This window comes from Actinomadura sp. HBU206391 (assembly GCF_014323665.1).
Classification (GTDB): Bacteria; Actinomycetota; Actinomycetes; order Streptosporangiales; family Streptosporangiaceae; genus Actinomadura_C.
Genome location: NZ_JABVEB010000004.1, coordinates 54,609 through 79,914, shown reverse-complemented (window position 1 = coordinate 79,914; position 25,306 = coordinate 54,609). Strand labels below are relative to the sequence as shown.

The following is a 25,306-nucleotide window of genomic DNA, read 5'->3' as shown; positions in this document are numbered from 1 at the left end:
TAACCGGGACGATTCCACTCCTCCGGCCCATCCCGAATCGGCGGGACGGCCGGCCGGCCCTCTGCGTGTCATGGCGAACACCTCACCGCCATGACACGCAGAGGGCTCTCCCGCCTCAGACGGCGGCCGACGCCTTGTCCCGGGCGGGCACCGCCACCGCGTCGTCATCGGCGCTGTGCGGCTTGATCTCGGGAAGCAGGCGGTCCAGGGGCCCGGGCAGCCACCAGTTGGCCCTGCCGAGCAGCGCCATCGTCGCGGGTACCAGTACGAGGCGTACCACGGTGGCGTCGAGCGCCACCGCCACGGCCAGGCCGACGCCCATCTGCTTGACCACGACGCTCGGGTCCAGGGCGAACCCGAGGAAGACCGCGACCATGATGAGCGCCGCGCTTGAGATCACGCGGCCCGTCACGCCCAGGCCGCTCGTGACCGAGCCGCGCGGATCCCCGGTCCGCAGCCATTCCTCCCGGACCCGTGAGAGCAGGAACACCTCGTAGTCCATGGAGACGCCGAACAGAATGGTGAACATCAGCAGCACGATGAAGCTCGACACGGGCACGCTGTGCGGCAGCCCGAGCAGTCGGGTCCCCCAGCCCCACTGGAACACCGCCACCAGGACACCGTACGCGGCGCCGATCGACAGCAGATTCATCAGCGCCGCCTTGAGCGGTGCCAGCAGCGAGCGGAAGACGATCATGAGCATGATGAACGACGTGGCGACGACCACCAGGATGACCGGCCACAGATGACCCTGGAGGATGGCGGTCAGGTCCGCGTACGCGGCGGTGAGTCCGGTGATCTCCGACCCCGGCGGCAGCATGCCGTCGCGGATCCGCTCGATCAGGCCGGTCACCCGCTCGTCCTGCGGTCCGTACTCCGGCGTGACCACCAGCACGGCCGCGTCCCCGGCGGGCGAGAGCCGCGGCGGCGCGACGGAGGCGACTCCCTCGGTCGCGGCGAGCCTGTCGCGCAGCGCGGGTAGCGTCCCCTGGCCGGTCTCCTTCAGGTCGACCGCGACCAGCAGCGGTCCGTTGGCTCCGGGACCGTACGCCTCGGCCACCTGGTCGTACGCGCGGCGCACGGTGTTGGACGTCGGCTCACTGCTCGCGTCGCTGGGCCAGGTGCGCATGCCGAGCGCGGGCGCCGCCAGTGTCAGCATCAGGACCAGCGAGGCCAGTAGCCAGGCCCACGGACGGCGGCCCACCCGCTCCGCCCAGCGCCTGACCCGGGGGGACTCCGTGGAGACCCGGGCGCCGGGCTCCCGGTCACGACGGCGCAGCACCCGACGGCCGGCCAGCCCCAGCACGGCCGGCAGCAGGGTGACCGCCCCGGCCACGGTCGCCGCCACCACGATGCCGGTGGCGAAGCCCATGGTCATGAATATCGGCAGACCCGAGAACACCAGCCCGCACAGCGCGAGCAGCACCGTGCACCCGGCGAAGATCACGGACTGGCCGGCGGTGGCGATGGCGCGGCCCACCGACTCGGGTACGTCGAGGCCCTCCGCCAGCCCCTCGCGGTGCCGGGTCAGGATGAACAGCGCGTAGTCGATGCCGACGCCGAGCCCGGTCATCATGGCGATGGTCGGCGCGGTGGTGGCCACGTCCGTGAAAGCGGCGAGCAGCGTGATCCCGGAGACCCCGACGCCGAGCCCGGCCAGCGCGACGGCGAGCGGCAGCCCGGCCGCCACGATCGAGCCGAACACGAGGAACAAGATGATCAGCGCGGCGACGACTCCGACGGCCTCGGCCGTGCCGCCGGGGGCGGTGACGTTCTCCGGCACCTCGCCGCCGAAATCGACCTCATGCCCGGACCTCTTCAGGCCGTCGGTGGCCGCACGCAGATCGTCCAGGGTTGGCCCTGGCTCGAGTTCGGTGACCGGGAGGTCGTACTGCACGGTGATCAGTGCGGTGGCGCCGTCGGCGCTGGGCTGTGCCGGGGAGACCGTGCTCACATGTCGCAGCCGGGCCAGCCGGTCGCCCGCGGTCTTGAGGTCGGCCTGGCCGATCTTTCCGGAACCGGCGTGGACGACCACCCGGGCGTCCGCTCCGGCGAGCGCCGGAAAGCGGTCTCGGAGCAGGTCGATGGCGTGCTGTGAGCCGGTGCCCGGCAGGTTGTAGTTGTCGTGCGTCGTCCCACCGACCGTGCCGGCCATGGCCGCCATCACCGCCATGAGCACGACCCACACCGAGATGACCCGCCAGGGGTGCCGCGCGGCGGCACTCCCCAGTCGGTACAGCAGACGAGACATCGGTTCCCCCATGCGAAGACTGACGTTGCAGGAGACCGAGCCTCGCCGAGCCCTCTTGCCGCCCACTTGCCATGCACTTGCGACCGGTTCCAGGCGATGGGCGGCAGGGGACGAGATGTCCCATGGCGGCCGAGTCGGGCACCGAGAGCAGCACGGCGAAGTCACCCTGACGTGAGGCGGGCGCGGACGAACAGCGGTTTCTCGTCGAAGTAGTGGAGCTGAGCCGTAGACCAAAGGCTAACCGGCTCGATACCTCAGCCATGTCTGACCTGCATTAACGTTCCGCCTACGTCTTATTCGCAGACGGATCGGCCCATTCTGAGCCAGGTATTCGGCGAAGTGTGTCCTGATCGCGATGAGGCCGGTAACGGCGCCGGTGGGTGCGGCCCACCAGCCGGGCAGCTCCGAAACGAGCCGTTCAGCCTTGGCCGGGGAATGCCCTGATTCGATGAGCCGGGCGGCGAACAATGCCGCGTCCGCCCATGCGGCCCCTCGGGCCGTAAACACCCAGCCGAGTATATGGACGTCGTCTGCGATGAGGATGTGGCGGGTCGTTCTGACGGAGGGGTTCGTTAGGTTCTCTGGCATGACCCGTACGACCCCGCCGCGCCCGGTGGACATCGCGGCCGTGTTTCCCGAGATCGCGCCGTTCGCCCGTACGGCCACGCGCCTTCATCCGCGGCCCGGGACGCCCGGCGTACATGACAGCTCGGTCGGCGCACCTCTTCTCTGGCCTTCGAGCGAGCCATGGCCGGTGTGCACCGAGCCGCACGACAACGGGGGCAATTTTCGCCGCTTGGACGCGGAACGGCGCCGCAGACGCATTCTTTCGGCGGCCTGGGGGCGGACACGCAAGGGGGAGAGGTCCGACTTCAGGTCCGAGGAACATGACGAACTCCGCCGCCTCGATGGCGAGACCGCCGACCCCGATACCCCGACCACCATGCTCGCCGTCGCCCAGCTCTACCTCCGAGACGTACCTGACCTGGTCGGTCCGCCTGGGGCCGATGTCCTCCAGATCCTCTGGTGCCCGCGCGACCACGACGACCTCTACTGCCCCGCCCTGGAGCTGCGCTGGCGCCGTTCGGCCGAGGTGACCGACGTCCTCGCCGAGCAGCCCGAGCCTGAGGTGATGGAGTACGAGTACCTCCCCAACCCTTGCGTCCTGCATCCCGAGCAGGTCGTCGAGTATCCCTACGATGACTTTCTTCCGGATGATCTGAGAGAGCGGATCCGGGCGTGGGAGGACGCCACTGGCAACGAGTACTTCTACGAGTTGTCGATCGCCAATGGCTGGAAGGTCGGCGGCTACGCCAACTGGAACCTCACCGACCCGATGCCGATGGTCTGTGACTGCGGGGCCGACATGGAACTGCTGCTGAGGATCGACAGCAGCGAATGGGACGGGACGGAGAGCTGGCGGCCCATCGAGGACGCCGGATCCGAGAGCGAGTTCCACGAGCATCCGAGCCGATCGACTCCTACCGAGGTCATCATCGGCCGCGGTTACTCACTGTGGATCTTCACCTGCCCGATCTCGTTCGACCACTCGCACCAGCTGAGCATGCAGTAGGTGCACGGCGACGCTTGATCCGCTATCACCAACGTTGGGAAGACCGGAGGCCGCCGTTGCCGTCGCTGCAAGACTTCGAGACCTGGGAGCCGCTACTGCGGGTCCTGCGGGCGAGCAACGCGGAGAGCCTCGCCGCCCCGGGTGGCCACGTGGCGGGACGGATCGGCTATCTCTCGGCGAGCCTGCCACTGCCGCCGCGGTTCCCTCCGCCCGGCCGAGCTCTCCAGGTCGAGGACGTGCAGGACGAGCACGACGCGGTCGAGCGGGTGCGGAACGCGCTCACGGACGCCGGGCTCGACGACATCTCGTTCGCCGCGGAGATGGGGCCGACCGGGCGGAGCAGCGGTGCAGGGGGTGGTCGGCTCACCCGGCTGGATCGCCTTCGGCGACAACGGCGGCGGTGACCGGATCGCGGTCGATCTGACACCGGGTCCGCGTGGACACCTGGGGCAGATCATCATGCTCAGCCACGAGCAGAGCATCGGCGCCTACCTGCTCGCCGACTTCCTCACCGACCTGGTGGTGAAGCGGCGCGAGGACCTGGACCCCGACCTTCGCAGCGACGAGACGCCGGTCGTGGCCAGGGTCAACAGAGCGAGCCTGCCGAGCATCCAGGCCGCCGCCCACCCTGAGTTGGAGGTGCTGAGCATCGGCGTCTTGGAGGGAGATCCGCTGAGCCTCGCCCCCGTAAACGGGCTTCCCCGGCTACGGACCCTCACCGCCTACCCCGGCACGCTCGCCGATCCGCTCGAGATCGCCAAGCTGACCGGGCTGGAGTTCCTGGAACTCGGACCGCAGGAATGGCGCGTTCTCCTCGACGCCGGGGCCGTCCCGCGCAGCCTCTCCGCAGCCGCCATCGAGGTGCACGGCAACCGGCACCCCCTTCCGATCGTGGACATCGCCAACGAACTCCTCGCCCTCTGGGACCGGCCCCCGATCACCCGGAGCACCCTCCAAGGCGACATCGGCCCCGTGGCGTAGTGCGCGATCGCCGCCCACGTCCATAGCGGCCGGCCAGGCATCGTCACCGGTCGTGTCCGTCCTGCGGCTGGGGCGGATGCCCGGTCCAGGAATCTGGTCGAGACACGCTCATGAGCAACCCCACTACAGCTCACGGCCAGGGACATGGGGTCTTCCCATGCAGTTCGCGCCGGGTTGGCGAGTGCGTCGGTCTCCCTGGAAATCCTCCTCGGGAAACCGTCTCTCGAGAGGAACTCGATGTTGCGAAGGTTCGTAAGTCTCGGCTTCGCACTGGCCGTGGTGGTCGGCGTGCTGACGGCGCCGTCGCCGGCCTCGGCCGGCGGGGGGCACGGTTCGGCGAAGGGCGACTTCACCCTGGTGGTCCTGCCCGACACCCAGCTCGCGGTGCAGAACAAGCCCGAGCTGTTCGAGGCTCAGACCCAATGGATCCTGGACAACCGGAAGTCGGCCGACATCCCGTTCGTGGTGCACGTCGGAGACGTCGTCGAATGGCCGTCGAGAGTCTCGGACTGGGAGCGCGCGGCGCGGGCGATGTACCCGCTCAACCGCAAGGTCCCCTACGCGATCGCCCTCGGCAACCACGACTTCGACGCGTGGGCCTGCACGCCGGCGGCCACCTGCAATCCGTGGAGCGGAATAGCGACCGACCGCAGTACGGACATGTTCAACACCTACTTCCCGCGCCGGATGTTCGAGCACTGGCCCTCGTTCGGTGGCGGCTATCCGCGGGGAAGCATGGACAACACTTACTTCGAGCTCCGTGCCGGGGACGTCAAGTGGCTCGTGGTCTCGCTCAAGTTCGACCCGACCGCGGATGAACTCGACTGGGCGAACAGGGTCATCGCTCGCCACCCCCACCACCAGGTGATGATCAACACCCACGAGTATCAGTCCGGGGTGAACCGGTCGGCGATCGGCGAGCGGATCTGGAACGACCTGGCGCGCAAGCACAAGAACATCCAGTTCGTCTTCTCCGGCCACTACACCGCGGCCGGCACCCGTATCGACCACGGCGACCACGGCAACAGCGTCTACGGGATCCAGGCCGACTACCAGACGTACAGCATTCCGCAGGTCAACGACAACAGCTATCTGCGGCTCATGCGGTTCGACACCAAAGCCGGGACCATCGAGGTCAAGACCTTCTCACCATGGTGTGAGAAGACCGGTGAATGCCCGGCCTACAGGACAGAGCCCAACAACGAGTTCACGCTCACCGGCGTCACCTTCCCGACCCGGCGCTGACCTCAACCGCGACGAGGAACGCCCACGGCCTCCGGGTACGGCGGATCGCCTGCCGCGTCCGGAGGCCGTCGTCAAGGCTTCCTGTAAATGATGTGGCGGCTGGGTCTCATGCCTGGCTCAGCGAATTCGATGCGACGTGGGGTCAGAGCCGGTGACGGGCCGCCCTCCTTGGAGATCCGTCGCGATGGCGGCGAATTCCTCGATCAGCGGGTTCCGACGAGTGCTGTCCCAGGCCAGGCAGACCTGGTTCGGCGGGATGTCGGTGACCGGGACGTACGTGACGTCCGGCCGGGTGTAGAAGGTCACCACCGACAGCGGCAGGACGATGACGCCGTGGCCCGCGGCGACGTGTTCGAGCTTCTCTTCCACGGCGTGGAAGAGAAGCTCAGGGCGACGCCTTCCCGGTCGCCGCAGCTCGGTGGCGATGTCGCGCCATTCGGGAACGGCATCGGGGTCCTGGAGGAGGTGCTCGTCGGCGAGTTCGGCGATGCCGATGGTGTCATTGCCCGCGAGACGGTGGCCGGTGGGCAGCACGGCGACGCGCGGCTCGCTCGTCAGCGGCCGGACTCGCAGCCCGCGCTGGTTGATCGGCAGGCGCACGTAGCCGATGTCCACCCGCCCGTCGTGGATGGTCTCGATCTGGTCGTCCCAGGTCGTGCGCACCACCTCCACGGTCAGCCCGGGGTGACGTTCGCGCAGCGTCCGGACCGCTGAAGTGACGATCAGCCCAGGCATGAATCCGACGGTGAAGATGTCGGCGCCGCGTGCCGCGCGCCTGACCCGGCGGCGCAGTGCCTCGGCCGCGGCCAGCAGCGGGCGGGCGTCGGCGAGCAGTTGTTCGCCCGCGGAGGTGAGTTCGGTGGCCCGCCTGGTGCGTATGAAGAGCTGGACCTTCAACTCCTCCTCGAGCGCCCGGATCTGGCGGGACAGCACGGGTTGCGCGATGTGCAGTGCCTCGGCCGCCCGTCCGAAATGTAGCCGCTCGGCCACGGCGACGAAGTAACGCAGCTTCCGCAGATCGACGTCCACCAGCGCCTCCTCCCGACTTTGATGCCCGTAGGGTATTACAGGCGTGGCAGAGGGTCTTGGACGGCGGCGCCGGACCGGTCCATCGTGGAGACGTCTCGAAATCCTCGTACGTAAGGGTCGAATCATGGATCTGCAGGGTCAACGCGTCGTCGTGCTCGGCGGCACCTCGGGCATCGGGCTGGCCACCGCGGAGGCGGCCGCGCGACAGGGCGCCGTGCTCACGGTCGCGTCCAGTCGGCGGGCCAGCGTCGACCACGCACTCACCCGGCTACCCGACGGCTGCGATGGCCGCGTCGTCGACCTCACCGACGCCCGCGCGGTGGGCCGGCTCTTCGACGACCTCGGCGAGTTCAGCCACCTGGTCTACACCGCCGGTGAGCCGCTGGCGCTGATGCCGCTGGACACGCTTGACCTGGATGCGGCGCGGAACTTCTTCGAGCTACGTTGCTTCGGTGCGCTGGGGGCGGTGCGCGCCGCGCTGCCGTACCTGCGCAAGGACGGTTCGGTCACCCTCACCACCGGCACCGCCAAAGACCGGCCGGGCACGGGCTGGGCGGTCGCGGCGGGCGTCTGCGGCGCCATGGAGGCGCTGACCAAGGCGCTGGCCGTCGAGCTCGCACCCATCAGGGTGAATGTCGTATCGCCTGGCTTCGTACGGTCCCCGCTGTGGTCCGGAATGGGCGAAGAGGAGCGCGAGCGGATGTACGCCGAGGCCGGCGCCGCGAGCCCGGTGGGGCGGGTCGGCGAGGTCGAGGACATCGCCCGAGCGTATGTGTTCCTGATGACCGAGCCGTTCGCCACTGGCACCGTCCTCACCGTGGACGGCGGGAACCTCCTCGTCTGATCCGGCCGCTTGCGACGGATCGCTACTCGAAGCGAATCCTGCCGATGACGGCATGTGCCAGTCGGCTCGTTTCCGTCGACATCTGGTCTGCGGGGCGGGCGGCGCGGTAGGAGACGGTGACGAGGACGTTGCCTTTGCGGGCGACCACCTGGGTTCGGGTGGATCCGTCCGGCCACCGTTGGGTACCTATGCAGGCCTCGTCGCCGACTCCTGAGATCGCCGAGGGACAGCTGTGGTCGGCTCGAATGCGGAAGAACCTGTGAGTCCGCTCCGAGGCACCTCCGCCGCTGCCGCTGAAACGTTCGTTCAACTCGAGGCGGACGCTCATCTCGGGTGGGGTGCGTCAGTGCCCCAGGCGCACGACCTGATTTCGGGCGAGGAGGCCGGATCGTCGTGGCCCGGTCGTTCGGCCTTCGGTATCAGCCTGGCGATGGTCCCCTGATCGATGACCGAGCAGGCGTCGGGCAGCAGGGACGCCTCATCACGTCCGGGCCACCATGCCTGAGTCCAGGGGCTGGTGAAGAAAAGCGCCCACGTGGTGATGCCTCCAAGCACCAACACACTGATGCCGTTCATGATGACCATGGCCATCCGGCTTCCCGACGCGACCGGTCGAACGGCTACCCGGGGGCGGTGCAGCCCGGCCCGCGCATAGATCGGCTCGAGCCGTGCGACCAATTCCCGCTTGGTCGTGAACACACTCGCCGGCGGGGCGGCAAGGAGGACCGGACGTCCCGAACGCCTGAAGAGGACGAGTTGGTGGCCAATGCCGATCGCACCCGCCTTGAAGGAGATGCGGGCGACCTGATCCCAGGGGACATGGACGTTGAGGCGACCGCGCCGCCTGGTCACCCCGTGCGCGTCCACCACCGTGTCGCCGCCGCGAACGGCGAACACGACAGGAAAGAGCAATGTGCTGTGGCTGAGCACCATCGTCAGGAAGGGCAACAGCCACATCCCGCTCTCGGTGCTCCAAAGCAAGGTGGCGATGAAGCACCACACGGATGCGACCAGCAAGATGTACAGGACCGCCCCCTTACGAGACGACCGCAGGACAAGCGGCTCGCGGACATCCGGGGGGATCATGGGGCTGGAGCTTAATAACACTCCGTTTGAGACGACGCCGGTGCAGTTGACCGCCCACCCCTGGACCGCCCTCGGCGAAAAGGCTCAGTGCGATGACATGAACGGGCTGATGCCGTGGCCATCGTGGGCCGACCGGGGCGCGGTGGCCGCCGGTTCAGGGCGCAGCGCGGGCGCGAGAACGAAGGGCGGCACCAGACTCGGGTCGTTGAACGCCGTGATGCGGCTGATCCGGGGCCCTTGCAGGGTCAGGACCTGGACGCCGTGCGCCTCGTACCGGCCATCGCCCGCGCGCTCGTATGCGAGGAGGGCGGCCTGGCCGTTGGCGCGGGTGGGCACCATCCGCCAGAAGTCCCGGCGCAGTACCCGGCCGGCCAGGAACCCGACGACGGCCGGCCGGCCGGTGAACCAGGTCGGGATCGGCGGCATCTCCAGCTCGACGTCCGCCCGCAGCAGCTTCACCAGCGCATCGGGGTCGGCCCGGGTGAACGCGTCGACGTAGGCGTCGAGGAGGATTCGCTCGGTTTCCTCGTCCGGCTCGGCCAGGTCGTCCTCGACCGGTCCGGCCTCGGCCAGATGGGCCCGGGCGCGACGAAGCGCGCTGTCGACGGCGGCGGTCGTCGTGTCCAGCATCTCGGCGACCTCGGCCGTCCGGAACGCCAGTACGTCGCGCAACGTCAGTACGGCCCGCTGCCGGGCGGGCAGGAACTGGAGTGCGGCGATGAAGGCGAGCCGCACTCCAGTCCGCCCGGCGACGATCGCCGCCGGATCGTCGGAGCCGAACAGCGCGTCAGGCGCCGGTTGGAGCCACGCCACCGACGGCTCGCGGGGAGCCATGGCCACCCGGTGATCGTCCGAAGGCGCACCCACACCCGACGGAAGCGGCCGCCGGGAGCGGGTCTCCAGCGCCGTCAGGCAGGCCATGGTGGCGATTTTGTACAGCCACCGCCGCACCGAGGAGCGGCCTTCGAAGCGGCCGAACGCGCGCCAGGCTCGCAGGTAGGTCTCCTGTACCAGGTCCTCGGCGTCATGGATCGAGCCGAGCATCCGGTAGCAGTGCGCGAGCAGTTCCGGCCGGAACGGCTCGGCCAGTGCGGCGAACTCGGCGTCCGACGGCATCGCGGCTTCTCCCGGGGATGCGGTGAGGTTCACTGTAGGCGGCGGCTCAGCTGATCGCATTCAGCCCGGCGGCGCTGACCTGGTACTTTGGAGCGCTGCCGGGGTCGGCGGCGACTTCCATGACCGCCTTGGCGACCTGCTCCGGGGTGAGGATCGGCTGCATGCCTTCGACGAAGGTGTCCCGATCGACGCCCTGGCGCGCGGCGTAGCCCGCGACCCCGACCGAGCCGACGCCGCCGGCCGGGGTCAGTTGCGGAAGCAGCGTGACGAACCGGATGCCCAGCCCGGCCCGCTTCGATTCGTCGGCCGCGTACCCACGTATGTACCGAATGGCGGCCTTGGCGCTGGCGTATCCGCCGCTGAGCGGGGATCCGCCCAGGACGGCTCCGCTGGACATCGCGACGACCACGCTGCCCGGCGCCAGCGGTTCCCGCAGCGCCGCCCGGGTCCAGGCGAAGACGTGCCGGGTGTCGGCGTGCCAGTTGCGGCTGAAGGTCTCCCAGGTCTGCTCGTGTACGGGCGCCATGTGCGGCGTGGCCCCGGCGTTGAGGACGAGCAGGCTCGGACGGTGTTCGCGGATCACGTCGTGCGCGAGCGCTTCGCCCGTGGCATCGGCGGCGACGGGTGTGAAGCCCGCGCCGAGTTCGTCGCGTACGGCGAGCAGGTTCTGCTCGTCGCGGGCGATGCCGACGACGCCGGTACCCGTGGTGACGAGCGCGGCGGCGATCGCGCGCCCGAAACCGCGGCCGGCACCGGTGACGACGGCGGTCTGGAAGGGATCGGACATTGAACACTCCGGAGTGGTGGTCGGGTTCGGTCCGTATCAAGACCGGCCGCCGGAGAGATATCCGTCGCCGCAGCCAAAATAAGTGGAGTGATGTAGATCACAGTTCGCGGTCGGTTTCGCATCGCCAGTGCCTTCTCGAGCCGCCCGTGGTTGATATGTGACGCCCACCGGGCGTTCGCGTCCGAGGAGATGAAGGCGATGGGCTCCCCGGACGTGGCCGTCGACGGGGAGATCATCGAGGTGGACCCGCCGCGCAAACTCGTGCAGACGTGGCACGCACGCTGGATACCGGGAGAGGGCGTCACCCGGCTCATCGGCGTATCCCTCGTGCCGCTGGTCCGGCGGCAGGCCCAGAAGGGGGCGCCTGTCAGCTATCGCAACCTGCGACGCTTCTCGAAGGCAGCGCTTAACGGCCGTCGGTCACATGGTTTCGGCCGGGTGGACCGGTCCGAGATCGCCCCTTGCTCCAGCGCGGCGAGTACCAGGCTCCAGGCCCTGGGTGCTCGTGAAGCTTGCAGTGGATTGCTGACCGCATGACGTGCGGGGCCACAAGAGCCCTGCCGCCCTCGCCGAGCTCGCGCACGGTTTGGCGTTCTGGGCGGTCCTGCGGCCCGGACCACCGAATCACCGCTGGTCAGTCATATCCGCCCGATTTTCGGCGAGTACTACGGCGGTCCCAGAAAGTTCGCCTGGCGGTTCCATTACTTGGCGCGACCGCCCATTCCGCCGCCCGCAGGAAGTTCACGTATTGTATCCGTTCTCTGACCTGCAGTTCTTCCACACTCCATCAGGAGTTATCGAGCAAACCTTGAACGTGATCAATTCGCCATGCCGGGGGCCACCATCGGCCTTGACGCTGTTGGTATTGCAGCGGTTCTCACCTCTGACGCTGACAAGGTTGACCAACGTGGCGCCATTATTCCGGTAAAGTCCTGCGATTATCCCGTTATCGCCGTCCTCGAAATGGTCGCAGACCGCTATCGTGCCATTTCCAAACGCGCCGCCAGCCGAGTTCCAGTTGCCATAGCCGAGGTATGCCCCGGTGGAGCCGTTGACGCCGATCGTCAGGTGGCTTGCCGCGAACGCGGGCGTAGCGGCCGCCGTCACGAGGCCTGCCGCAGCGAGCGCAGAGGTGATCAGCGAACCTGTCATCCGCTTGCGTCGATTCATGAAGGGACTCCTTCTCTAGAGGGACGAGCTTTCGCCATCCGATGCGCTGGCCGCGTGAAGCGCTTAATAATGAGCGCCTGCGGTGCCGCAATCAGCCCGTTCGGGAGTTAATTGCCAAGGGTGTCCTTAATGTGCAAATCAAGCAAGCTGTAACACTGGCCGCATTCGGACGGATCATGGCAGTGTCACGTCACTTGCCGTTAACCTATGCTTCATCACGATGTGCCGTGCTGAGTGCACGTGCGAACAAAGAATTGTGTCGCTTGGATAGCGACTGGGCTGCCCGATGGCCTCACTCCCAAAAGCGCTGATCGCTGTTCCTTCTCCATGAGCTCGGCCAGGAACCGCAGGTCCGTGGAATTTGGCTTCCAGCTGACGGCGACGATGCGGCTGGCTGAGCCCGACGTGCCGGGAGTCGCCGATCGCCCACCGGGCGAGCAGCGTGGCCGCGATGGCCGGTGATGGTCACTGCGGTGTGTGGAGGAGTTCCAGCACACGTGCCATCTGCCGGCGGGACTCCCATAGCGCGCTCCAGAAGAAGCAGGCCGCCGCGGTCGGTCATGATCTGCCGGATGCGGTTCGGGTGGTCGGTGATGATGCCGTTCGAGGTCCCTCTTCTTCAGAGTTTCCTCATGCACAAGGACATCTCGCCCCAGTTCGTCTGCCTGTGGTCAGTGTCGGACCAGTTCTTGACGTATCGGGAGCACTCGCCGGAGGGGTCGCGGTAGAGCACCTTGTAGTAACCGTCGGGGTCGTTCTCAGCGCCGAAGGACGAGCGCACTTTCATGAGCGCGCACGGCATCTTGAACCATTTCACATTCTGAACGTCGAGCTTGTTGTCGCGCACGGGATACTCCTGGGCGACACAGTCGCCGACCTGCGCTTTGTGTATGTCGTCCGTGAAGAGGGGACTGGCCACGCTCACCACCCCCATGACGAGGGACACGATAAGGAGGGAAAGGAGGGAGAGGATGATGATCCGTGCTGGACGAGGAAGCGGGGCCGACGGAACGGTCGCCTCAGGCGTGCCGACACCTGCGATGACGGAACCGGTGCGGGTGGACTCGCCCACGCGACGGTAGGCCATGTACAGGATGCCACTGGTCGGCGAGGTGATGACGATGCCGCCCCGTACCGAGGAGACCTCGAGCAGCGGCTCGCCCACGGTGACCGTGTCTCCCACCTGCTTGTGCCAGCGGACGACGGTCGCCTTCCGCGCACCGGCCGTCTCACCCGGCAGCCACGGCACGGCCACGGGTGTGTACCCGGCGACGGTTTCCCCCGCACGTGCCTGAACGGTCCCGACACCCTGCGGCCAGTTCTGCTCCCCATCGGCCACGGTGGTATCCCGCGGTGTCTCCGAAGCCGGGGCGGGGACTTCTGCGTCGACTTCGTCGATGGAGACCTCGAACGATGGTCCGCCGGTCGGCGCCCGCGTGGCCGCGTGACGTTCGGTGATCATCGAGGTGATGTTCGGCGGGAGCCATCCCGTGGAGTCTCCGGTGGGAGCGGCGAGCACGTCGAGGAGGTCGGTGACGGTAGGGCGGTCATCGGGGTTCTTTTCCAGGCAAGCGGCGACCAGGCCGGTGAGGTGGCCGGTCAGGCCGCTCAGGTCGGGCTCATCGTGGACGACGCGGTAGATGACCGCGTCGGGGTGACCGGTGCCGAAAGCGCCGCGCCCGGTGCCGGCGAACACCAGCACCGAGCCCAGGGAGAACACGTCGCTGGCCGGGCCGACCGGGCGGCCGCGCGCCTGCTCGGGAGACATGAACGCCGGGGTTCCGATCACGGCTCGGGACAGCGTGTGCGAGGTGGCGTCCAGCGCGCGGGCGATGCCGAAGTCGATGACCCGGGGACCGTCCTCGGCGAGGATCACGTTGGAGGGCTTGAGATCGCGGTGCACAAGGTCGCAGGCATGGATGGCGGCGAGTCCTTCGGCCAGGCCCGCCCCGAGTACACCGACCGCCGCGGCGGGCAGTGGGCCGTGCGCCTCCACTGCCTGGTGCAGGGAAGGGCCGGGAACATAAGCGGTGACCAGCCACGGCGGGCCGGCGTCGGGGTCGGCGTCGACCACCTGCGCGGTATAGAACCCACCCACCCTGCGCGCGGCGGTGATCTCACTGGCGAACCGGCGGCGGAACCCCGCGTCGTCGGCCAGGTCGGGGCGCACTATCTTGACCGCGACCCGGCGCACGCCGGGGGAGCGGCCAAGGTATACCTGCCCCATCCCGCCGCCGCCCAGCCGCCCTTCCAGCCGGTACGGCCCGACCTGGCGCGGATCATCGTGCCGCAGTGGCTCCATCCAGGCCGCTCCACTTCAGAAGAACACCCATGTACGACCGAAAGATCTTTTCAGGGAACAGACCTTCCGTGATGGAATTCGGTTCCATGTCGGGTCGGGCAGCCGCCGTGGGTAGGTCACCGGCGCGAGTGGCCGCCATCGAGGTGCTGGTCGCGGTAGGTGGCCCGTACCGCCCGGCGATGTGTTCCCCTCGCCGATCCGACGACGCCGGGCTCAGTACGGCCGGCTGGGCCAGATTGTGGCCCCGCTCGCGACGGATCCGCTACTCGAAGCGAATCTTGTTGATGACGGCACGTGTCAGTCGGCTCGTTTCCGTCGACATCTGGTCTGCGGGACGGCGGTGGTCGGGGTCGGGTTGCCGCGCGGACTTCAAGCGCCTGGCGATCCCAGAAGTATCCGTTGCCTTCGCACCGGGAGTTGTGGCCTACCCGAGAACATGAGCGGCCTCGGGGTCGGATTTCCTTGAGAGGGAAGTAACCCGTGGCCTTCGCACCGGGAGGGTGTTGATGCGAATCTACGTGCATCAGCCAGCGTTCGCATCTTGATTTTCGGCGTTGCGAATATGGGGACGGGGACGTGGCCGCAGGCGTTGATCTCCCCAATTGGCCATCGAGCTACCGGCCGCTGTATTCGCCGCGGTCCTGGGAGTCCACATTGACGCTGACGACTCCCCCTCGCGGACGAGCGGCCACCTGCCGCGCACGCAGTACTTTCGCGCCGCCTGCGGCGTCTGCAGCAAACCGGATGCGCCACCTGCGGCAGCGCGAATTGCATCCGTCTGCAGGACGACCGGCGGTGCGCCGGGCGACATGATCAGGCGACATCCAAACCCCGGCAACGAAACGCACAAGAAGAGAGAGACATGAACTCATCAGGAGCCCTGACGTCGGTCCGACTCGTGCTTGCCGTGGCCGGAGCCGCCCTGCTCGGGGTGTTCGGGCTTGCCGCACCGGCAGCCGCGCAGGTCTCCGTCGCCGCCGCTGATACCGGCTCCGGGCGAGGCGGGGCCAGCGTGGCCCTGGTGGTGGCGCTGATCGGCATGGTCGTCGGTGGGCTGGCTCTGGCCCGCTCCGCCGGCCGTGGGGCTGTCGTGGCCCTGGTGGTGGCGCTGATCGGCATGGTTCTCGGTGGGGTGGCTCTGGCCAACTCGACTGGTGGCGTCGGCACCGGCAACGGGCGAGGCGGGGCCATCGTGGCCCTGGTGGCGGGACTGATCGGCATGGTTCTGGGTGGGCTGGCTCTGGCCCGCTCCCGCCGGACCGGCTGACCCGGCCATGGTGCCGGGTCAGCGGGCATCACCCCCAAGTGGCGGAAGCGGACGCTACGCGACCATGCCGGGACCCTGCCGAGAACCCGCGCAGCCGGCGACGCTATTTCCCGTGGGGATCGGACGCGTTGACGGTCTCGACGACCTGGTCGTAGTCGCCGCGTGCCTCGCCGTAGCGCAGGAACTTCACCCGCTCGACCTGGATCTCCTTTGCGTCGGGCTGCGACTCGAGCAGGGCGACGGCCTCCGCCACGAACTCGTCGAGCGGCACGGCGTGCTCGTTGTCCTCATGGCCGGGCAGCAACGAGGTACGGACGGACGGCGGCACAAGCTCCGTGATCTTCACGTTCGTGTCGGCGAGCTGCAGCCTGATCGACTCGCTGAGCATGTGGATCGCGGCCTTCGACGCGTTGTAGCTCGGCGTGATCTTCAGCGGCGTGAACGCCAGGCCCGACGAGACGGTGACGATCGTGGCGTCCGGCCGCGCCCGCAGATGCTCGATGAACGCGGCGATGAGGCGGATCGGGCCCAGGACGTTGGTCGTGATCACCGACTCGGCCGAGGCGAGGAAGGATTCGGGCTGATGCCAGTCCTCGATGCGCATGATGCCGGACATCGTGACGAGGACGTTGAGGTCCGGGTGCCTGGCCAGCACCTCCTTCGCCGCTGAGCCGATGCTCTCGGCGTCGGTCGTGTCGATCCGTACGGTGTCGATTCCGGGGTGCTCCGCGGCGATCCGCTCGAGCAGCTCGGTGCGCCGGCCACCGATGATGACGGTGTTGCCCCTGGCCCGCAGGGCCAGCGCGAGGGCGAGGCCGATGCCGCTCGTGGAGCCGGGGATGAAGATCGTGTTTCCGGAGATGTTCATGCTTCGAGCCTGCCCGTCCGGCGGGGACGGGTGCAGAGAGCGCTCATCGGGGGATCCGCGGTCCCTGGTTCGCCTCTGGAAGGGCGCCGATAATCGAAGCGTGGACCGTAAAGCACTGGCCGACTTCCTGCGCCGGCGCCGCGAGGCGCTACGGCCCGGGGACGTCGGCCTGCCCGCGGGCGTGCGTCGCCGCGCCCCTGGCCTCAGACGCGAGGAGGTCGCCGCCCTCGCCGTGATGTCGACCGACTACTACACGCGGCTCGAACAGCAGCGCGGCCCTCAGCCGAGCGAGCAGATGCTCGCGTCGCTCGCCCGGGCGCTGCGGCTGACCGGAGATGAGCGCGACTACCTGTTCCGAATCGCGGGGCACAACGCCCCCGCATCGGTTTCCACGGCGACGCACGTCGCCCCCGCGCTGCTACGGGTGCTGGACCGGCTCGACGACACCCCCGCGCTCATCCTGTCCAATCTGGGCGAGATCCTCGTACAGAACCGGATGGCCGAAGCGCTGTTCGGTGACAAGTCCGGCTACACGGGCCTGGCCCGAAGCGAGATCTACCGGTGGTTCACGAACCCGTCCGAACGGGCGATCTACCCGGAGGACGACCGCGACCGGCAGAGCCGGGCCCTGGTCGCGAACCTGCGCGCCGCGTACGGGTCGATGGGATCGAGGTCGCGGGCGGGCGAGCTCGTACGGGAGCTGCGCAAGGCGAGCGGCGAGTTCGCCGAACTGTGGGAGCGGCACGAGGTGGCCAAGCGCTTCGAGGACCACAAGACGCTCATCCATCCCCAGCTCGGCCCGATCGAGCTCGACTGCCAGGCGCTGTTCACCGAGGACCAGTCCCAGGCGCTGCTCGTGCTCACCGCCCCTCCTCGCACCGAGGGCCACGAGAAGCTGGAGCTGCTGGGCGTGCTGGGACATGAGCGGTTCCCCGCCGACACGTTGCCCGATTAGCCAGCTCCGACCATGCACGTGTACAGCGGCCGGCGGTGGCCCACCAGTGTGTGGATCGTCCGCACATCCATCCGCCGCCACCGTCCCGCGCGTTCGGGCCGCCCTGCCGCGCCAGGTACACGGCCTTTCCGGGATAATCGCCTGATTACGATCACCGGGACGATCGGAGGCCGCCGTTGCCCTCGCTGCACGACTTCGCGACCTGGGAGCCGCTGTTGCGGGTCCTGCGGGTGGGCAACGCGGAGAGTCTCGCCGCCACGGGCGGCCACGTGGCGGGGAGGATCGGCCGCGGCTCGTGGAGCGTGCCGATGCCGCCGCGGTTGCCGCCGCCCGGCCGTGCCCTCCAGGTCGAGGACATGCAGGACGAGTGGGACGCGGTGAAGCGGGTGCAGAGCGCACTCACCGACGCCGGTGTGGAGGACATCTCGTTCGCGGTGGAGATCGAGCCGACCAGGCGGACCGTGCTCCACCTGTTCACTCGCAGCCCAGCCGTGGAGGCCGGCCTCGGGCCGCACCCGGGCTCGCTCATCCTGGTCGAGGGCTCCGTCCCCGAGCCCTGGCGTCGGCTTCCCGACCCGGTGGCCGGGGCGGTGCCCGCTCCGTCGGCGGATCCGACACTGCTGGAGCGGACGCTCCGGAAGCGGATCGGGGGCGCCATCGGCGCCACCGAGGCGGAGATCGCCGCTGCGGAGGCGCGCCTTGGCGTCGCGTTGCCCGACGAACTCAAGGTGCTCTACCGGGTGACGCGGGGGCGGTGGCAGGACTGGGGCGAGGACTACGCGGCGGCGGAGCGTGTCTCCGAGGCGGTCGGCTGTGAGCTCTTCCCGCTGGACGAGCTGTACATCGCCGACGCGGCGTCCCGTCCGTGCCTGTGGCGGTTCGGGGCGATGGAAGCGGTCGTCACCCCACCGGGCGCCGCGGTGCAGGGGGTGGTCGGCTCACCCGGCTGGATCGCCTTCGGCGACAACGGCGGCGGCGACCGGGTCGTGGTCGATCTGACACCGGGCCCGCGCGGGCACGTGGGACAGATCATCATGCTCAGCCACGAGCAGAACATCGGCGCCGGCCTGCTCGCCGACTCCCTTACCGACCTGGTGGTGAACCGGCGCGAGGACTGGGACTTCGGCAACCGTGCGGACCGGCCGCCGGTCGTCGCCAGAGTCAACATCCGGAGCCTGACGAGCGTCCAGGCCGCCGCCCACCCGGAGCTGGAGGTCTTGAGCATCGGCGTCTGGGACGATGCTCCGTTCAGTCTCGCCCCGGTCACCGGGCTGCCCCGGCTACGGACCCTCGTCGCCTACCCCGGCACGCTCGCCGACCCGCTGGAGATCGCCAAGCTCACCGGCCTGGAGTTCCTCGAGCTCGGGCCGGAGGAGTGGCGCGTCCTGCTGGATGCCGGGGCCGTCCCACGCGGCCTCTCGGCGGCCGCCATCGAGGTGCACGGCACCCGGCACCCGCTCCCGATCGTGGCCATCGCCAACGAACTCCTCGCCCTCTGGGACCGCCCCCCGATCACCCAGACCATCCTCGAAGGCCACCTCGGCCCCGCGGCGTAGTCGGCCCCGCGTACGGGTAGCGCGCTTCATGACGAGGAAACGCAGCTGAGCCGCCTGCCGCCGAGCGTCTATGCGCGCGCGAGGAGGCCGGCGAGTGTGGTCTGAAGGATGTCGCCGTACATGGCGGTGAAGTCCACCCGAGAAGCAGCGAGCCGGGGGTCGGCCGTGGCCAGGGCGATGGTCGGGGTCGGGTTGCTGAACGGCCACAGGCCGACCAGTGCGACGACGGCGTACCGCGTCAGCGTGAGCGCGTCGTCCGCGCGGAGGGCCGGCACCCGGTCGTTGATCAGGTTCGCCAGTGTGGTGCGTTGCTCCAGGTCGGTGAGTTTGTAGGCGCGCACGGCGTCGGCGGAGACGTTCCGCTCCAGCACGCTCGGCAGCAGACTCCACAGTTGGCAAAGGACCGGCCGGGCGGCGAGGGAGTCGGCCCAGGCCCGCATGACCCGGTCGGGTTCGCAGGGCGGGGCCGGCCACTCGGTCGCCAGGGCCTCGAGCCAGGACCGCCGCAGTCGGTTGAGGAGCTCCAGAAAGACGCCCTCGCGGCTTTCGAAGTAGCGCACCACGTGCGTCTTGGACACACCCAGCCGGCGCGCGAGTTCCCGGAGGCTGATCTCCTCTGCCGGCATCTCGGCCAGCAGCGCCTTTGCGGCGTCCAGGATCTCCTGCCGGCGCAGTTCTCGCTGCTCGGGCCGTCTGGCCCGCTGGAACGCCGGCACGTCCACGTCGTCCATCGAACCTCCTCAACCTCAGGCGCCGCAGGCGGTGGCACTTCCAGGGTAGCGGTCCACCGGACACTTGATACGTGTCCGGCGGACCGCTACAGTGTGCGGAGTGTAACGGTCCAGTGGACACCTATCGGGGAGGGCCGCCGTGCGGGAAGCCCGTATCACTCTTGGACACACCGACATCTCCATCCGGCCGGTCGGCCTGGGCTGCATGGGGATGTCCCAGTTCTACGGCGACGCCGACGACGAGGAGTCCGTCGCCACGATCCACGCCGCCATCGACGCCGGCATCGACTTCTTCGACACCTCCGACATCTACGGCGCCGCCGGCGCGGCGACCGGCCGGTCCCAGAAGGGCTTCGGGCACAACGAGGAGCTGCTGGGCCGTGCCGTGCGCGACCGACGCGACCAGGTGGTCCTGGCCACCAAGTTCGGCGCGCGACCTGCTTCGGAGGGCGGGGCTGTCTTCGACGGACGCCCCGAGTACGTGGCCGCCGCCTGCGACGCCAGCCTGCGCCGCCTCGGTGTCGACCACATCGACCTCTACTACTGCCATCGCCTCGACCCCGCGGTGCCGATCGAGGACACCGTCGGCGCGATGGCCGATCTGGTGACCGCGGGCAAGGTGCGCGCGATCGGGCTCAGCGCGGTCGGGCCGGACCTGCTGCGGCGGGCCGCCGCGGTGGCGCCGATATCGGCGCTGCAGAGCGAGTACTCGCTCTGGGCCCGCGAGGTGGAGCAGGAGGTGCTTCCCACCTGCCGCGAGCTGGGCATCACCTTCGTTGCGTACAGCCCCCTGGGGCGTGCCGCGCTCGCCGGCCGCTTCACCGGCGGCAGCTCGTTCGCCGGCGACGACTTCCGCTCCACTCTGCCCAAGTTCCAGGGAGAGAACTTCGCGGAGAACCTCCGCCTCGTCGAGGGGCTGAAGGCGTTCGCCGACGAGCGGGGCTCTGCCCCGGGGCAGATCGCTCTGGCCTGGTTGCTCGCCCGGCCTTACGACATCGCCCCCATCCCCGGCACGAAGCGGGCGGCGTACGCACGCCAGAACGCCGCCGCCACGGCCGCTGCGCTCAGCGCGGACGACATCGCCTTCCTCGCGGACCTGTTCGACCCCGCGCGGGTGCGCGGCGGGCAGTACGGCGCTCTCAACGTCCGCCCCCGGCAACAACCCTCCGCACCCGATGCGTCCGCCCATCACTCCGAAGCGACAAGCGATTAAGGACCACCGTGGCCGACAACGAAGAGAAGGAACCGGGTTACGCGGCCGCACTCGACACGGCCGCACGGCTGCTCGGAATGAGGCTGGAACAGTTCCTGGAACCCGGGCCGGGTGAGCCCGCCAACGGCGCGGACTTCAAGCGCCTGGCCACGCTGCACACCTTCGGTGACGCGTGGCCACGCACTGACGTCCTCGACACGCGCACCCGGGCCCTCATCTCCGTGACGATCGCCGCCATCCTGGGCACGCTCGAACCACTGCGCGGGCAGCTCCGCATCGCACTCAACAACGGAGTCACCCCGGAAGAGGTCGTCGAGGCCTTCATCCACATCGAGGCGTACGCCGGCGCCGCCCGTGCCTTCGACGGCTACCGGATCGCCCAGCAGGTCTTCCAGGAGGCCCGTGCAGCCGAGGAGCCCTGGTGAGAATGGCGACTGGCCCGCACCGGACTCCGGCCGAATGTTTTCAATTCGTGCCGATCGGGGACCGTGCGGCCTCGCTGATGGTCCGCGCCGCATCGCCCGGCAGGATGAAGCCGGCACGCCGGTTCTGCCCTGTCACCTTGGCGACCCGTGAGACATAACCACCGTGGCGTGGATAGAGCGCGGCCAACTTCGCATCATCGAACGGGACGGTGAAGCCCCAGCGGTCGCATGTTCCAGGACCACTGTTAGTGCCGTTACTCGTCGCTATGGGAACTGCGACCTGGGAGAGGCGAATGCCCCCCAAAGCCATGCCGAACCGGTCCCGAGCGAGCTGACCGGGCGGCCCTGAAGCGAATACGAGCGGCGGCGCCGAAGGCATCGGCGTGCCATGAGTCACCCATCGGACCAGCCGCTCCAACCCCGCGGCCATGACATGGTGAAACGGCACCGTGGTGCCGATCGGCTCCGTGCAGTCGAGGGAGTCCTCTTGGGCCGTGCCGATGTCACGGCGTTGGAGCGGTACGCGGGCATCCAGGGCCCGCCGGGTGTTGTGCGATGTCCCGGCGACCTCCCAGCTGCGGAAGAGCCCCTCGTCGGGCCGGCGGACGCGTCCTTCGAGCGCTTCGACGTCGTACTCAGAGAGGACCTTCCACACCGGCACCGTGAGATCGACGCGAATGGGATTGGCCAGGGAGCCCTCCAGCGCGAACGCGTCGAACGCACGGGACAGCGGCTGGATCGAGTTGACGTAGGTGGAGAGCCGACTGGCCGACTGCGAATGCCCGGTGGCGATGATGACCTGCGGCTTGAGCCTGCCGAGTGGACTGATACGGGTAGGTGCCCGGAGAGCCTGCGCGGCCTGGGACATGATGTCGTATGACAACGCGTCGTCGGTGATGGTCTCGGTCCCTGACTTGTCACGCTGACCGACATCGAGCGTCCCATAACGGGCTGGGTTCCAAGTTCTGAGGTAATTGACCCCGACCCGCTGCGCGGAGACACCGACCCATGCGTACCCGGCGCTCAGGAGGTGCTCGTCGATCTCGTACCAGGTCTGCTCCTGGTCATGGCCATTGGTCACGTTGAGCCACTCGACCACCACCTTTCCGTTGAAACGGGCGGATGAGGCCGGGCGACGGACGATCAGGCGCGTCTTGTAGGAGTGATCCTCACTGATGATGCTTCCCGTCTGTGCCGGTGGGGTGCTGTAGCGGTTCGCCGTGCCCTGCAGGAAGAACTCCTGCTCGACGTAGCCGAGTTTCGCCAGGTCGCGGGTCGAGGCGAAGAACGGGTAGTCGCGTGACGGGTCCCCGGGGGACGCACTCGCCGTAACCGGCCCGATCACGACAGGGGCGGGCACCTCCGCAGCCGACCGCGCGACTTGCGCGGCCGCCCCGGCCGGAGGCATCACCAGGAGGGTCGCCAGGAATACAGCGATGGTCGCGAAACATCTCGGCATGGGGAAAGGGACTCGCGCAAGCGAGACGCGCATGATGCCGCTCCTATCGAGTCAGGCTGTCGCCTCAAGGCAGGTATTGATCGGCCGGCAGAACCCGCTCCAGGCACGAGTCGTGGCGTGTACCCAGGGGTGCTGCCAGGAAATGGCGACGTGAGTGGCTGATTACCGGCCGAAGGGGCAGAGGGTCGAGGTCGAGTCGATGTTCCGGCCTGGGAGTTGATGATCAGGGCTGAAGCAATGCTCGCCTCCCCATGCGGGAGATTTCGCGATGTGGAAATAAGTTTCCGGTAATCGAATATAAACATCCTCAGGAAAGATCGTCAAGGAGGAAACATCCCGACATCGCGGCCAGGCCTAGCGCGCGATGACCGATCGGCGCCCACCCCACGCAGAACGTGGGACGGGCGCCGTCATGGCGGTGCCGCCGCTACAGCCAGGGCCGGTCGGCGTTCCGTCCGGCCTCCACCAGCTCGAGGTCCCCGAAATGGCGTTCGATCTCTTCAGGCGTCCGGGCCCAGCCCTTTTCGAACTTTTCCCGGGTGATCCGTGCCAGCTCCTGCTGCGCGGGCAGCCCGGTGTCGACCAGCGAGGTCATGAACAAGTAGCTGCCGGGGGCGAGGGCGTCCCGCAGCGTACCCACGACCTGGTCGCCGATGTCAGGCGACAGGTAGTGCAGCATCCCGACCAGCATCAGCGCCATCGGCCGCTCAAAGTCGAGGAACCCGATCACCTCGTCGTGCCCCAGGATGGTCTTCGGCTCCCGGACATCGCCGACCACCACCCTGGTCTCAGGGTTGTCGGCGAGGATCGCGCGGCCGTGCACCAGCACCAGCGGGTCGATGTCGGCGTAGACGGTACGGGCGCTCAGGTTCTGCTCCTGCGCGATCTATCAGCCTGGTCCGAAAGGTAACGATCCGGGCTACGCCACCGGTTCGCGACCGCCCGTGCCGAGCAGGTCCGCCGAGCGTCGACCGAGGTCACGGGTCGAGCTGAAGAACTACTACTTGACGAATATGAGCAAGTACTTGCTATCGTCTGTCAAGTGAGTACGGGCGAGCACGTCGCGTTGGCCGGTGAGCTGGTCGGATTGATCGAGCGGCGGATCGTCGATCCGTTGGAGATCCTGTTCGGCTCGGATGAACAGGTGGATCCGGTCAGACGGCGATTGCGGATCGAGGCCGAGGTGTGGGCCGCGCAGTTGCTGGGTCCCGACAACGGTCTCGCGGTCCGTACGGCAGCGCGGTTGATCGCGGCGGTCTTTCCCGGGGACGGTCCGTTCGACCCACCCGACGAGTGGTGGCGCACGGCCTTCGGCAGGGCGGTGGCCAGACGTGTGGGCCATCCGGGAAAGGACGCGGTGCCGTTCGCCACGGCGGGGGCGATGCTCGGCATCACGCGGCAGGGAGTTCACGACCTCGTCAAACGCGCGAAGCTCGACCGGCATCCGGGCGGCGGAGTGACCACGGAATCAATTCACGAACGGCTGAACCGACCTCAGGAGCGATATGCCGCACGACGTGACCATCACTGACCACGAGATCTCCCTCGCCGTACGGGACTTCGGCGGGCCCGGCGAACCCGTGCTCCTACTCCACGGGCTCGGCGGCACCCTGGAAGCCTGGGACGCGCTGGAACTCAAAGACCACCGGGCCGTGGCCATGGACCTGCGAGGCCACGGCCTGTCCGGCGACGGGTCGTGGGAGTGGGAAAGAGTTCTGGACGACATCGAGGTCGTGGTGAAGCATTTCGACCTCGGCAACCCGGCGATCGTGGGGCACTCGCTGGGCGGAATGCTCGCCGTACTGTGGGCCCGGCGCCATCCCGAATGCCCGGGCATCATCAACCTGGACGGATTGCGGTCCGCTGAGAACGACACCGGCAACTATCCGGGGATGGATCCGATCGCGAGGGATCAGGAGCTGGCGGAACTCAAGGCCACGTTCGACGCGCAGGCCGCCAGCATGGGCCGGCCGCTCCCCGCTGAGTTCCAGGCGATGTTCCCCACGAGGGCCCTCATCGAAAAGGACGGTGAAACGTACGCCCGGCCCGGCGCGGAACTCCTCGAAGCGGTGCGCTACACGCCGGAGTTCCGCGACGCGATTCCGCTGCTGCGTCAGGTCACCTGTGCCGCGCTGGTGCTGATCCCGACCCAGGACCCGCCGGGGATGTCGGGCGGAGAGCTGATGAAGGCGTTCAGGAGAGGGGTACGCCGCGACCTCGCCGACATGCCGTCCAACGTTCAGGTCAAGGAGCTGGACGCCGGCCACAACATGCTCGGCGAGCAGCCGAAGGTGGTCGCCGAGCTCGTAACGGACTTCCTCACAGCGAACGGTCCGGGCAGCGCGCCATCGGCGTGAATCCGTAAAGCCTCATGGAAGGCGGTCGCCTCGGGGTGAAGTCCTTCACCTCGGTGACGAGGCGACCGTATCCGGCCTTCCTGCCCGCCTC

General features: G+C 68.4%; 24 protein-coding genes. 13 read left to right on the top strand and 11 right to left on the bottom strand.

All coding sequences use genetic code 11. The features are described from left to right. Positions 1–115 precede the first annotated feature (115 nt). A complete protein-coding gene (locus HKK72_RS03915) occupies positions 116–2,251 on the bottom strand; it encodes an MMPL family transporter (RefSeq protein ID WP_187232838.1) in 2,136 nt (711 codons plus the stop codon). 586 nt (positions 2,252–2,837) lie between these two features. On the opposite strand from HKK72_RS03915, the gene HKK72_RS03910 reads away from it, so the two are divergent. The 4 genes from HKK72_RS03910 (at position 2,838) to HKK72_RS03900 (ending at position 6,050) form a co-directional block, all read left to right on the top strand. After that, positions 2,838–3,824, top strand: a complete 987-nt coding sequence (locus HKK72_RS03910) for a hypothetical protein (RefSeq protein ID WP_187232837.1) — start codon at positions 2,838–2,840, stop codon at positions 3,822–3,824. Between the two features lie 56 nt (positions 3,825–3,880). Continuing rightward, positions 3,881–4,228, top strand: coding sequence for a hypothetical protein (locus HKK72_RS39680; protein ID WP_222720292.1), 348 nt, complete (start codon positions 3,881–3,883; stop codon positions 4,226–4,228). Beyond that, positions 4,170–4,805, top strand: coding sequence for a hypothetical protein (locus HKK72_RS03905; protein WP_222720291.1), 636 nt, complete (start codon positions 4,170–4,172; stop codon positions 4,803–4,805). The genes HKK72_RS39680 and HKK72_RS03905 overlap by 59 nt, the downstream gene beginning before the upstream one ends. A 237-nt stretch (positions 4,806–5,042) precedes the next feature. After that, positions 5,043–6,050, top strand: coding sequence for a metallophosphoesterase (locus HKK72_RS03900; protein ID WP_187232836.1), 1,008 nt, complete (start codon positions 5,043–5,045; stop codon positions 6,048–6,050). Between the two features lie 117 nt (positions 6,051–6,167). On the opposite strand, the gene HKK72_RS03895 is transcribed toward HKK72_RS03900, so the two are convergent. Further along, entirely contained in the window at positions 6,168–7,079 is a 912-nt protein-coding gene (locus HKK72_RS03895; protein ID WP_187232835.1) for a LysR family transcriptional regulator, read from the bottom strand. Between the two features lie 124 nt (positions 7,080–7,203). Between HKK72_RS03895 and HKK72_RS03890 the strand changes: the two genes are divergently transcribed. After that, positions 7,204–7,923: an SDR family oxidoreductase gene (locus HKK72_RS03890; RefSeq protein ID WP_187232834.1), complete on the top strand. Its 720-nt coding sequence runs from the start codon at positions 7,204–7,206 to the stop codon at positions 7,921–7,923. 324 nt (positions 7,924–8,247) lie between these two features. On the opposite strand, the gene HKK72_RS03885 is transcribed toward HKK72_RS03890, so the two are convergent. The 3 genes from HKK72_RS03885 to HKK72_RS03875 form a co-directional block, all read right to left on the bottom strand. Continuing rightward, positions 8,248–9,009, bottom strand: a complete 762-nt coding sequence (locus HKK72_RS03885; protein ID WP_187232833.1) for a PH domain-containing protein — start codon at positions 9,007–9,009, stop codon at positions 8,248–8,250. Positions 9,010–9,093: 84 nt separating this feature from the next. Continuing rightward, a complete protein-coding gene (locus HKK72_RS03880; protein WP_187232832.1) occupies positions 9,094–10,185 on the bottom strand; it encodes a sigma-70 family RNA polymerase sigma factor in 1,092 nt (363 codons plus the stop codon). Beyond that, positions 10,172–10,912 carry an SDR family oxidoreductase gene (locus HKK72_RS03875; protein ID WP_187232831.1) on the bottom strand — a complete coding sequence of 247 codons (741 nt, stop codon included), beginning with the start codon at positions 10,910–10,912 and terminating at the stop codon, positions 10,172–10,174. The genes HKK72_RS03880 and HKK72_RS03875 overlap by 14 nt, the downstream gene beginning before the upstream one ends. A 189-nt stretch (positions 10,913–11,101) precedes the next feature. Between HKK72_RS03875 and HKK72_RS03870 the strand changes: the two genes are divergently transcribed. Continuing rightward, positions 11,102–11,449 carry a hypothetical protein gene (locus HKK72_RS03870; protein ID WP_187232830.1) on the top strand — a complete coding sequence of 116 codons (348 nt, stop codon included), beginning with the start codon at positions 11,102–11,104 and terminating at the stop codon, positions 11,447–11,449. Between the two features lie 204 nt (positions 11,450–11,653). Here the strand turns inward: HKK72_RS03870 and HKK72_RS03865 are convergent, their stop codons facing one another. Both HKK72_RS03865 and HKK72_RS03860 read right to left on the bottom strand, forming a co-directional pair. Continuing rightward, on the bottom strand, positions 11,654–12,082 hold the full coding sequence (locus HKK72_RS03865) for a hypothetical protein (RefSeq protein ID WP_187232829.1): 429 nt from the start codon (positions 12,080–12,082) through the stop codon (positions 11,654–11,656). Positions 12,083–12,701: 619 nt separating this feature from the next. Further along, positions 12,702–14,384 (bottom strand): serine/threonine protein kinase, encoded by a 1,683-nt coding sequence (locus HKK72_RS03860; RefSeq protein WP_187232828.1) that lies wholly within the window; start codon positions 14,382–14,384, stop codon positions 12,702–12,704. An 862-nt stretch (positions 14,385–15,246) separates the two neighbouring features. Between HKK72_RS03860 and HKK72_RS03855 the strand changes: the two genes are divergently transcribed. Then, positions 15,247–15,651: a DUF6223 family protein gene (locus HKK72_RS03855; RefSeq protein WP_187232827.1), complete on the top strand. Its 405-nt coding sequence runs from the start codon at positions 15,247–15,249 to the stop codon at positions 15,649–15,651. Between the two features lie 103 nt (positions 15,652–15,754). Here the strand turns inward: HKK72_RS03855 and HKK72_RS03850 are convergent, their stop codons facing one another. Further along, complete coding sequence (locus tag HKK72_RS03850; protein WP_187232826.1) at positions 15,755–16,519, bottom strand: SDR family oxidoreductase; 765 nt, start codon at positions 16,517–16,519, stop codon at positions 15,755–15,757. 100 nt (positions 16,520–16,619) lie between these two features. On the opposite strand from HKK72_RS03850, the gene HKK72_RS03845 reads away from it, so the two are divergent. Beyond that, a complete protein-coding gene (locus HKK72_RS03845; protein WP_187232825.1) occupies positions 16,620–17,474 on the top strand; it encodes a helix-turn-helix transcriptional regulator in 855 nt (284 codons plus the stop codon). Positions 17,475–17,650: 176 nt separating this feature from the next. After that, positions 17,651–19,030 (top strand): SMI1/KNR4 family protein, encoded by a 1,380-nt coding sequence (locus HKK72_RS03840; protein ID WP_187232824.1) that lies wholly within the window; start codon positions 17,651–17,653, stop codon positions 19,028–19,030. Between the two features lie 68 nt (positions 19,031–19,098). On the opposite strand, the gene HKK72_RS03835 is transcribed toward HKK72_RS03840, so the two are convergent. Then, on the bottom strand, positions 19,099–19,761 hold the full coding sequence (locus HKK72_RS03835; protein ID WP_187232823.1) for a TetR/AcrR family transcriptional regulator: 663 nt from the start codon (positions 19,759–19,761) through the stop codon (positions 19,099–19,101). A 139-nt stretch (positions 19,762–19,900) separates the two neighbouring features. On the opposite strand from HKK72_RS03835, the gene HKK72_RS03830 reads away from it, so the two are divergent. Both HKK72_RS03830 and HKK72_RS03825 read left to right on the top strand, forming a co-directional pair. Beyond that, positions 19,901–20,974: an aldo/keto reductase gene (locus tag HKK72_RS03830; protein ID WP_315987060.1), complete on the top strand. Its 1,074-nt coding sequence runs from the start codon at positions 19,901–19,903 to the stop codon at positions 20,972–20,974. Between the two features lie 8 nt (positions 20,975–20,982). Continuing rightward, positions 20,983–21,399, top strand: a complete 417-nt coding sequence (locus tag HKK72_RS03825) for a carboxymuconolactone decarboxylase family protein (RefSeq protein WP_222720290.1) — start codon at positions 20,983–20,985, stop codon at positions 21,397–21,399. A gap of 40 nt (positions 21,400–21,439) precedes the next feature. On the opposite strand, the gene HKK72_RS03820 is transcribed toward HKK72_RS03825, so the two are convergent. Further along, positions 21,440–22,744 (bottom strand): alpha/beta hydrolase domain-containing protein, encoded by a 1,305-nt coding sequence (locus HKK72_RS03820; RefSeq protein WP_187232822.1) that lies wholly within the window; start codon positions 22,742–22,744, stop codon positions 21,440–21,442. A gap of 541 nt (positions 22,745–23,285) precedes the next feature. Beyond that, positions 23,286–23,744, bottom strand: coding sequence for an SAM-dependent methyltransferase (locus HKK72_RS03815; RefSeq protein ID WP_187232877.1), 459 nt, complete (start codon positions 23,742–23,744; stop codon positions 23,286–23,288). Between the two features lie 156 nt (positions 23,745–23,900). Between HKK72_RS03815 and HKK72_RS03810 the strand changes: the two genes are divergently transcribed. Continuing rightward, positions 23,901–24,389 (top strand): hypothetical protein, encoded by a 489-nt coding sequence (locus tag HKK72_RS03810; RefSeq protein WP_187232821.1) that lies wholly within the window; start codon positions 23,901–23,903, stop codon positions 24,387–24,389. Next, a complete protein-coding gene (locus HKK72_RS03805) occupies positions 24,376–25,215 on the top strand; it encodes an alpha/beta fold hydrolase (protein WP_222720289.1) in 840 nt (279 codons plus the stop codon). Before HKK72_RS03810 ends, HKK72_RS03805 begins: the two co-directional genes overlap by 14 nt. Positions 25,216–25,306 lie beyond the last annotated feature (91 nt).

What these genes read in the sequence shown, in the direction of transcription:
- HKK72_RS03915 (WP_187232838.1), bottom strand. Translation starts at nt 2,251, where the DNA reads ATGTCTCGTCTGCTGTACCGACTGGGGAGTGCCGCCGCGCGGCACCCC.
- HKK72_RS03910 (WP_187232837.1), top strand. Translation starts at nt 2,838, where the DNA reads ATGACCCGTACGACCCCGCCGCGCCCGGTGGACATCGCGGCCGTGTTT.
- HKK72_RS03900 (WP_187232836.1), top strand. Translation starts at nt 5,043, where the DNA reads ATGTTGCGAAGGTTCGTAAGTCTCGGCTTCGCACTGGCCGTGGTGGTC.
- HKK72_RS03890 (WP_187232834.1), top strand. Translation starts at nt 7,204, where the DNA reads ATGGATCTGCAGGGTCAACGCGTCGTCGTGCTCGGCGGCACCTCGGGC.
- HKK72_RS03885 (WP_187232833.1), bottom strand. Translation starts at nt 9,009, where the DNA reads ATGATCCCCCCGGATGTCCGCGAGCCGCTTGTCCTGCGGTCGTCTCGT.
- HKK72_RS03880 (WP_187232832.1), bottom strand. Translation starts at nt 10,185, where the DNA reads ATGCGATCAGCTGAGCCGCCGCCTACAGTGAACCTCACCGCATCCCCG.
- HKK72_RS03875 (WP_187232831.1), bottom strand. Translation starts at nt 10,912, where the DNA reads ATGTCCGATCCCTTCCAGACCGCCGTCGTCACCGGTGCCGGCCGCGGT.
- HKK72_RS03870 (WP_187232830.1), top strand. Translation starts at nt 11,102, where the DNA reads ATGAAGGCGATGGGCTCCCCGGACGTGGCCGTCGACGGGGAGATCATC.
- HKK72_RS03865 (WP_187232829.1), bottom strand. Translation starts at nt 12,082, where the DNA reads ATGAATCGACGCAAGCGGATGACAGGTTCGCTGATCACCTCTGCGCTC.
- HKK72_RS03860 (WP_187232828.1), bottom strand. Translation starts at nt 14,384, where the DNA reads ATGGAGCCACTGCGGCACGATGATCCGCGCCAGGTCGGGCCGTACCGG.
- HKK72_RS03855 (WP_187232827.1), top strand. Translation starts at nt 15,247, where the DNA reads ATGAACTCATCAGGAGCCCTGACGTCGGTCCGACTCGTGCTTGCCGTG.
- HKK72_RS03850 (WP_187232826.1), bottom strand. Translation starts at nt 16,519, where the DNA reads ATGAACATCTCCGGAAACACGATCTTCATCCCCGGCTCCACGAGCGGC.
- HKK72_RS03835 (WP_187232823.1), bottom strand. Translation starts at nt 19,761, where the DNA reads ATGGACGACGTGGACGTGCCGGCGTTCCAGCGGGCCAGACGGCCCGAG.